Genomic DNA, 6,294 nt, shown 5'->3' on the forward strand with positions numbered 1-6,294 from the left:
CCCCCCCCCCCCATCCCGGCACCTCCCTGCCCGCCGTGTCCGCGGCGGTGTGTTTTTTATCCTTTTTCTGAGCATTTTCCGGCAACCGATTGATCCATATGGAAACTCCGCCCGAGGTTGAGGGCTGGATGTGAAGGTTCGGGTAAGTATTTGTGACGCAAGCATAAATCTCGGTCATCGCCGTCGGGTTTTACCTTGACACCCCCGCGAAGGCCTACCTATAGTGGGGACGCATGGGGATATGTGGTGGGCGGTGGGGCAGATGTCCTGGGCCGCCCCCTTTCGTGGGTGAACTGTCATGGGCGTTCAGGGGAAGGTCCTGCCGGAAAGCCCCGGTGGAGGACCCAGGCGGTCGTGTTTCGCGGTGTGACCAATCTGAACCTGGATGCCAAGGGGCGTATGGCGATGCCTCACCGCTATCGCGATCGCCTGACCCAGACCTGCGAGGGGCATCTCATCGTCACCGTGGATCGGGACGGCTGTCTCCTGGTCTATCCCCTTCCCGAATGGGAGCGCATCGAACAGGCCCTCATGAGTCGCCCCAATGTGGATCGGCGGGTCCGGCGGTTGCAGCGTCTGCTGGTGGGGCATGCCACCGAATGCGACCTGGATGCCCAGGGGCGGATCCTGCTGCCCACGCCCCTGCGCGAGTACGCCGGTCTGGAGAAGCGGGTGGTGCTCGTGGGTCAGGGCAACAAGTTCGAACTGTGGGATGAAGATACATGGGTGCGCCGCCGCGACGAGTGGTTCCGGGAAGAGGAAGACGAAGGTGAACCAGGCGAAGGACTGGACACCCTCACCCTGTGAGGGGGAGGGGGACGACCATCGCCCGGTGATGCTGCGGGAGTCCGTGGAGGCCCTGGCCATCCGCCCGGACGGCCTCTACGTGGACGCCACCTTCGGGCGCGGGGGGCACAGTGCCGCCATCCTGGAACGGCTCGGCCCCGGGGGGCGCCTCATCGCCCTGGATCAGGATCCGCAGGCGGAGGCGGTGGCCCGGCAGCTGGCCCGGGACCCGCGGCTGGAATTTGTGCACGCATCCTTCGCGGAGTTGGGGGCGGTGCTGGCCGAACGGGAGTCGGACGGTCGCGTGGACGGGATCCTGCTGGATCTAGGGGTCTCCTCGCCGCAGTTGGATGACCCGCAGCGGGGGTTCAGTTTCATGAGGGACGGCCCGCTGGATATGCGCATGGATCCCACCCGGGGGGAATCGGCGGCCGACTGGCTGGCCCGGGCCGAAGAGACGGAGATCGCCGCGGTATTGCGCGAGCTGGGCGAGGAGCGCTTTGCCCGGCGCATCGCCCGGCGCCTGGTGGAGGTGCGCCGTGAGGCGCCCATTCGAAGCACAGGGGCTCTGGCGGCGCTGATCGCCGAGGCCGTGCCCCGCCGCGAGCGGCACAAGCATCCGGCGACGCGCAGCTTCCAGGCCATCCGCATGCGGGTCAACGGCGAACTGGAGGCCCTGGATGCCTGTCTGGGGCAGGTGCCTGCCGCCCTGTCCCCCGGGGGGCGGGTGGCGGTGATCAGTTTCCATTCCCTGGAGGACCGTAGGGTGAAGCGGTTCATGCGGCGACAGGCACAGGGTGAACCCCTGCCCCGCGGGCTCCCGGTGCGGGATCCGCCCCCGGGGCGGACCCTGCGCCTCGTGGGTCGTGCCCATCGGCCGCAGGAGGATGAGGTGGCCATCAACCCCCGGGCCCGGAGCGCGGTCCTGCGGGTGGCGGAGCGGTTGCCATGAGTCTGCGCCCCTGGGTGCCGGGTCTGCTCTTTGCCCTGGTGATGTCCAGTGCGCTGGGGGTGGTGTACACCCGTCACCAGAGCCGCGTCCTCTTCATGGGGCTGCAGCAGGCCCTGGAGCGGCGCGATGCACTGAACGTGGAATGGGGGCGGCTGCAACTGGAGCAGAGCACCTGGGCCACCCATGGACGTATTGAGCGGGAGGCCCGTGAGCGTCTGGACATGCGCATGCCCGATGCCCGCAGCACCGTGATCCTGCTGGAATGAAGATGAACGAGCGAGGCACAATCGTAAAGCCCTGGCGCCGCACCTTCGTGCTGGCGGCGTTTGCGCTCGCCTTCGCCGCGGTGGTGGTGCGCGGGGTGGACCTGCAGGTACTGCAGCAGGATTTCCTGCGCAGCGAGGGGGAGGCGCGCCAGCTGCGGGTGGTCTCGCTGCCGGCCCATCGCGGCATGATCACCGATCGCAACGGCGAACCCCTGGCCATGAGCACCCCGGTGGACACGGTATGGGCCCATCCCGGCAAGGCCCTGACCGATCCCCAGGGGCTGGTGGCCCTGGCCCGCATCCTGGAGATGGATGCCCAGGCCCTGCGGCGCAGGCTGGAGCGCCGCGCCGGACGTGAGTTCGTCTATCTGCGCCGCCATGTCACGCCGGAGACGGGCCGGCGGGTGGCCGCCCTGGAGATCCCCGGTGTGGGGCTGCAGCGGGAATACCGCCGTTACTATCCCCTGGGGGAGGTGGCGGCCCATGTGCTGGGATTCACCGATATCGACGACCGTGGGCTGGAAGGTCTGGAACTGGCCTTCGACGATCAGCTCTCCGGGCAGGCGGGGGCCAAACGGGTGCTCCAGGACCGTCATGGGCGGATCATCCGGGACGTGGAGTCCATCCGCCCGGCCCGGCCCGGCCAGGACCTGCGCCTGACCATCGACCAGCGCATCCAGTACCTGGCCTACCGGGAACTGAAGGCCGCAGTGGCGGCCCATGGTGCCCGCGGCGGATCCCTGGTGCTCCTGGATGCCCGCACCGGCGCCATCCTGGCCATGGCCAATCAACCCTCCTTCAATCCCAACAACCGGGACACCCTCCAGCCCGGACGGACCCGCAACCGGGCGGTGACCGACAGCATCGAGCCCGGTTCCACCATGAAGCCCTTCACCGTGATCGCCGCCCTGGAGTCCGGGCGCTTTGATCCCGGCAGCCAGCTGGAGACTGATCCGGGGTATTTCCGTGTGGGGGACGCCCGGGTCCGGGATCACCGCAACTACGGCACCATCGACCTGCGCACCCTGCTGGTGAAGTCCTCCAACGTGGGCGCGGCCCGTCTGGCCCTGAAGCTGGAACCCCGCCGCCTCTGGGAGACCTTCTATGCCGCAGGCTTTGGCCGCCGTACCGGCAGCGGTTTCCCCGGAGAGGCCCACGGCCGCCTGCGGGACTTCCTCTATTGGCGGGAGGTGGAACAGGCCACCATGGCCTTCGGCTACGGCCTCTCGGTCTCTGTCCTGCAGCTGGCCCAGGCCTACGCGGCCCTGGCCAACGACGGCGTGCTCATGCCGGTGCATTTCACCCCCGGCCAGGTCTCCCACCGGGTGCCCCGCCGGGTGATGAGCCAGGCCACCGCCCGCAGCGTGGTGCGCATGCTGGAGGGCGTGGTCGCCCCCCAGGGAACGGCCCCTGCCGCAGCGGTGGAGGGGTATCGCATCGCCGGCAAGACCGGAACCGCGCGCAAGTTGGGCCATGACGGCTATGCCGAGGGCCGTCACCGGGCCCTGTTCGCCGGCATGGCCCCCGCCAGCGATCCCCGCCTGGTGATGGTGGTGATGATCGACGAGCCCGGGGGCGATGAATACTACGGCGGTCAGGTGGCCGCCCCGGTCTTTTCCCGGGTGATGCAGGGGGCCCTGCGTCTCATGGACATCCCGCCGGACGATCTGCCTGAGTTGCGGACCGTTTCCGGCCCCGAGCAGCGGGCCCCCGCATGAGCCGCCCCCCGCATCCATGGTCACTGGCCCGGCTCCTGGGCCCGGTGGCGGAGGTGTCCTCCGGCGCCGAAACCGACGTCCAGGGGCTGGCCCTGGATAGCCGGAGCGTCCGCCCCGGTGACGTCTTCTTCGCCCTCTCCGGAGGCCATCAGCATGGCCTGTACCACGCCTCCCAGGCGGTGAAACGGGGTGCCGTGGCCGTGGCCTGGGAGCCGATGGAGGGTCTCATGCCCCCGGATGCCGCGGTCCTGGGGGTGCCCTGCGTCGCCGTCCCCGGATTGCGCCGGCACCTGGGGCCCATCGCCGCCCGTTTCCATGGCCATCCCAGCCATCACATGCAGGTGGTGGGCGTCACCGGCACCGACGGCAAGACCTCCGTCTCGCATTTCCTGGCCATGGCCCTGGATGCCCTGGGTCCCCCCTGTGGCCTGATGGGGACCCTGGGCAATGGCCGCCCCGGGGCCCTGGTCCCCACGCACCGCACCACCCCCGACGCCCTCGTTGTGCAGGCCGGACTGGCCAGCCTGCGGGAGCAGGGCGTGCGCCGCGTGGTCCTGGAGGTCTCCTCCCATGCCCTGGACCAGCATCGGGTGGACGGGGTCGAGTTCGATGTGGCCATCCTCACCCACCTGGGGCGGGATCACCTGGACTATCACCTCACCCCCCATGCCTATGGCGAGGCCAAGGCCCGGCTGTTCGGCTGGCCCAACCTGAAGACGGCCGTGCTCAATCTGGATGATCCCTTCGGGGCCCTGCTGGCGGGGCGCCTGGACGGGCGGGTGCCTGTCCTGGGCTACGGCCGGTCCCCGGATCCCGGTGGACGGGATCACTTGCTGGCCCGACAGGTGGAATGCCTGCCCCGGGGGTTGCGCTTTATCGTGGAGACCCCCTGGGGCGAGGGTGTTTTGGAGGCGGGAATCCTGGGCCGTTTCAATGTGTACAACCTGCTGGCGGCCCTGGGGGGGCTGTTGAGCCTGGATGTGGGGCTGGCCGACGCCCTGGAGCGCCTGGGTCATGTCGCCACCGTGCCCGGGCGCATGGAATGCTTCCATGCCACGAACGGACCGACGCTGGTGGTGGACTATGCCCACACCCCGGGGGCCCTCGTCCAGGCCCTGCAGGCGGCCCGGGAACACTGCACGGGACGCCTGTGGTGTGTCTTCGGCTGCGGCGGCGACCGGGACCGGGGCAAGCGGCCGCTGATGGCCGCCGCCGCCCAGGACCATGCCGACCGGGTCATCCTCACCAGCGACAACCCCCGCCACGAGGACCCCATGGCCATCCTGCGGGAGGTGTGCACCGGTTTCGCCGACCCCGATGCGGTGATCGTGGAACCGGACCGGGAGGTGGCCATACGCCGGGCCTTTCAGGCGGCGGCCCCCGGCGACCTGGTGCTGGTGGCCGGCAAGGGGCACGAGACCGGGCAGATCATCGGTGATCAGTGCCGGCCCCACAGCGACCGCCAACTGGCCGCCGTCCTCACCGGGCAGGAGGGGGCGCCATGATGCAGCTGTCCCTTTCGGAAGTGGCCCGCATCACCGGAGGTCGGTTGCATGGGCCTGATGGCACCGCCAGCGGCGTGTTCACCGACAGCCGGCAAGCGTTGCCCGGGGGGCTGTTCGTCGCCCTGCGCGGGCCGCGCTTCGATGGCCATGCCTTTGCCGGAGCGGATCTGCCCGCCGCGGCCCTCCTGGTGGAGCGGCCCGTGGCCAGCACCCTGCCCCGGGTGGAGGTGGCCGACACCCGCCGCGCCCTGGGGGATCTGGCCGCCGCCTGGCGCCGGCGCTGCGGGGCGGCGGTGGTGGCCCTCACCGGCAGCAATGGCAAGACCACGGTCAAGGAGATGCTGGCGGCCATCCTGCGCACCGCGGGGCCGGTGTGGGCCACCCGTGGCAACCTGAACAACGAACTCGGCGTGCCCCTGACCCTGCTGGGGCTGTCCCCGGAGGACCGTTTCGCGGTCATCGAGATGGGGGCGAACCATGCCGGCGAGATCGCCGCACTCACGGCCCTGGCCGCCCCCGATGTGGCCCTGATCACCAATGCCGGTCCGGCCCATCTGGAGGGCTTTGGCAGCATCGAGGCGGTGGCCCGGGCCAAGGGGGAGATCTTCGCCGGCCTGGCGCCGGACGGCGTGGCGGTGATCAACGCCGACGATCCCCATGCCGGCTATTGGGCCGGGCTCAACACCCGGCGCCGGGTGATGCGCTTCGGTCTGCAGTCCGGGGTGGATGTGGCCGGCGAGGTGGATGCCCAGGGGCGTCTGTGCATCACTGCTGCAGGGGGGACGGTGACGGTGGCCCTGCCCCTGGCGGGGGAGCACAACCGCAGCAACGCCCTGGCGGCGGCGGCTGCCGCCCTGGCCCTGGGGGTGGATCTCCAGGGGGTGCGGGCCGGGCTGGAGGCCATGCCCCCGGTCCCGGGGCGCCTGGCCCTGCGCCCCGGCAGCGGCGGCGTGCGCCTGATCGATGACAGCTATAACGCCAATCCGGCCTCGGTGCGGGCCGCGATCCATGTCCTGGCCGGGGAGCCGGGACGGCGGTTCCTGGTGCTGGGGGACATGGGGGAGCTG

6 protein-coding genes are annotated in these 6,294 nt (G+C 70.2%); all 6 read left to right on the forward strand.

Going from position 1 to position 6,294, the window contains the following annotated elements; translation table 11 throughout:
* Window positions 1–354 precede the first annotated feature (354 nt).
* Window positions 355–807: a division/cell wall cluster transcriptional repressor MraZ gene (mraZ, locus tag CKO33_RS11115; protein WP_200182310.1), complete on the forward strand. Its 453-nt coding sequence runs from the start codon at window positions 355–357 to the stop codon at window positions 805–807.
* 28 nt (window positions 808–835) lie between these two features.
* On the forward strand, window positions 836–1,738 hold the full coding sequence (rsmH, locus tag CKO33_RS11120; protein WP_242472597.1) for a 16S rRNA (cytosine(1402)-N(4))-methyltransferase RsmH: 903 nt from the start codon (window positions 836–838) through the stop codon (window positions 1,736–1,738).
* Window positions 1,735–2,004 (forward strand): cell division protein FtsL, encoded by a 270-nt coding sequence (gene ftsL, locus CKO33_RS11125; RefSeq protein WP_200182312.1) that lies wholly within the window; start codon window positions 1,735–1,737, stop codon window positions 2,002–2,004. Before rsmH ends, ftsL begins: the two co-directional genes overlap by 4 nt.
* Window positions 2,005–2,006: 2 nt before the next feature.
* A complete protein-coding gene (locus tag CKO33_RS11130) occupies window positions 2,007–3,722 on the forward strand; it encodes a peptidoglycan D,D-transpeptidase FtsI family protein (protein ID WP_200182313.1) in 1,716 nt (571 codons plus the stop codon).
* A complete protein-coding gene (locus tag CKO33_RS11135; protein ID WP_200182314.1) occupies window positions 3,719–5,227 on the forward strand; it encodes a UDP-N-acetylmuramoyl-L-alanyl-D-glutamate--2,6-diaminopimelate ligase in 1,509 nt (502 codons plus the stop codon). The genes CKO33_RS11130 and CKO33_RS11135 overlap by 4 nt, the downstream gene beginning before the upstream one ends.
* Window positions 5,224–6,294 (forward strand): UDP-N-acetylmuramoyl-tripeptide--D-alanyl-D-alanine ligase (locus CKO33_RS11140; RefSeq protein ID WP_200182315.1); only part of this gene is annotated, 1,071 nt, incomplete at its 3' end. The genes CKO33_RS11135 and CKO33_RS11140, both read left to right, overlap by 4 nt.

This window comes from Ectothiorhodospira mobilis (assembly GCF_016584115.1).
GTDB lineage: Bacteria > Pseudomonadota > Gammaproteobacteria > Ectothiorhodospirales > Ectothiorhodospiraceae > Ectothiorhodospira > Ectothiorhodospira mobilis.